Annotated in this window: 3 protein-coding genes; all 3 read right to left on the minus strand. The window is 45.5% G+C overall.

Annotation, left to right across the window (positions count from 1 at the left end):
- On the minus strand, positions 1–242 hold a 242-nt coding region (locus tag Q0224_RS00005; RefSeq protein WP_297947914.1), incomplete at its 3' end, for an iron chelate uptake ABC transporter family permease subunit.
- Complete coding sequence (locus tag Q0224_RS00010; RefSeq protein ID WP_297947917.1) at positions 242–1,288, minus strand: ABC transporter substrate-binding protein; 1,047 nt, start codon at positions 1,286–1,288, stop codon at positions 242–244. The genes Q0224_RS00010 and Q0224_RS00005, both read right to left, overlap by 1 nt.
- A gap of 267 nt (positions 1,289–1,555) precedes the next feature.
- The coding region (locus tag Q0224_RS00015) for an ABC transporter substrate-binding protein (RefSeq protein ID WP_297947919.1) at positions 1,556–2,164 on the minus strand (609 nt) is incomplete at its 5' end.

The following is a 2,164-nucleotide window of genomic DNA, read 5'->3' on the forward strand; positions in this document are numbered from 1 at the left end:
ACGAGCGGGTTTTTAAATACCGCCTGTAAGCTCAAACCCGCGATAGCAAGCGCTCCACCGCAAAGGCTGGAGAGTAGAATGCGCGGAATTCTAACATCCAGCATCACACTTTTGGCGGCTTCATCGCCGCCTCCGCTAAAGAGAATTTTAAAAATTTCTTCTAACGGTATATGAAACTGCCCGCTAGCGAGCGAGATTAGCGCCAGCACTACCCAAAAAAGAAGCAGGATTAGGTTTAGCATTATTTTTGATATTTGACGCGGTAAAATTTCTCGTAGAATTCCTCTACTTTTTTATCAAAGTTTGCGTCCTTAAAATTTTGCGGATAAAGTTTCATCGCAAGCCATTCCTCACCAAGCGCCATTGCTTCGGCAGTCGGATGACCCCATGCTTTAACGAATTCGGGCATTAGATAAATTCTATCCTCTTTCACGGCGCTAAGACCTTTTAGCGCAGGGTTTGCCTTAAGTTCGGCAGGTACTTGAGGATAGCGGTTTTGCACTAAGATAATCTGCGGATTCCATGCTAAAATTTGCTCCGGTGAAACCTGTTTGTAGCCCTTTATATCTGCAGCGGCAACGTTCGTCGCACCCGCTCTTGCTAACATTACGCCAGTATATTTGCCGCTACCGTAGGTCGTAAGATCAGGATTTGCCATATAAACTCTAGGTCTTTTATCTACGATAAAATTGCTAAATTTGGCATTTAAATCAGCTTGCGATTTTTTAACGAAATCTATTAGTTCAGCGGCATCCTTTTCGTGATTGCTTAGTTCGCCTAGAATTTTAACCCCCTCGTAAAAGCCCTCATCGTAAGCAGCGAAGCTATCGCGCTCATCTTTAAAGGTCGGATTTAGCTTAGCTTTTTCCTCTTGTGCAGAGCTAAAAAACGAAATGCCTACGACTGGGATTTTTAACTCCTCCATTTTAGCGATATATTCTTTAGGGAAGTAGTTGACCACTACGACCGCATCAGGCTTTAGACTAAGCAGAGCTTCGTAATTGACATCTTTGATATCGCCCGGATTAGGTAGGTTTTTAAAACTCGGCGCCAAACGATTATACTCTTTGCCTAGGCGTTGCTCCCAGCTTTTTAGGATGCCTACGACCTTATCTTGGGCGTTGATTTCGTTTAAGACATTGAGCGCTTCGTGGTGTAGCACGACGATGCGATTTACTTGATCTGGGATCGTGACCTTGCGACCGAGCTGATCTGTAATCGTGCGATCTGCAAAAGCCGGGCCAGCGCAAAGCACTGTACCAAGAAGGATTGAGTGAAGTTTAAGCATTTTTTCTCCTTGAAAATTCCGCAAAATATGCGGGATTAGAATAGCGGAATTATAGCTGATCAGTATAAAATCCAGATAAATTTTTATATAAATTTTGATTTTGTCGTGGGGGATTTCAGATGCTTTCGTAGGGCAGAATTTTGTGATTTTACGCAGAATTTTGCTAGTAAAAATTTTTACCCGTCTCCTCTAGGCTAATCGGATACTGCCCGATGCCAAGCGATACCGCAAACAGCAGAACCCATAGCAGCAGCAGGGCGGAAAATTTCATTTATAGCTCGTGCGGTAGAATTTTTGATAAAATTCCTCTACTTTTTTGTTAAATTCCGCCTCGTCGAAATGCTTCGGATAGAGCTTCATCGCTAGCCACCATTCGCCAAGCGCCATGGCTTCGGCAGTCGGATAGCCCCACGCTTTGGCGTATTCGGGCATCATGTAAATTTTATCTTCTTTGACCGCGCTTAAATTTGCAAGCTGTGGGTTGGATTTAAGCTCTGCGGGCACCTGCGGGTAGCGATCCTGCACGAAGATCATCTGCGGCGCCCACGCTAAAACCTGCTCTGCAGATACCTGCTTGTAGCCCTTGATACTCTGCGCCGCGACATTTTGCGCGCCGGCTCGCATAAACATTATGCCCGTGTATTTGCCGCTGCCGTAGGTCGTGAGATCGGGATTTGCCATGTAAATTTTAGGCCTTTTATCCACGATGAAGTCGCTAAATTTAGCCTTTAGCTGCTCTTGCGAGGTTTTGACGAAGCTTATTAGCTCGGCGGTCTCTTTTTCGCGGTTTGCAACCTTGCCAAGAAGCTCTATGCCGTCGTAAAAGCCCTCGGTGTAGGCCGCCTCGTCGTCTTTGAAGGTCGGATTTAGCTTGCC

This window comes from uncultured Campylobacter sp., assembly GCF_938002845.1.
In the GTDB taxonomy this organism is placed as follows: Bacteria; Campylobacterota; Campylobacteria; order Campylobacterales; family Campylobacteraceae; genus Campylobacter_B.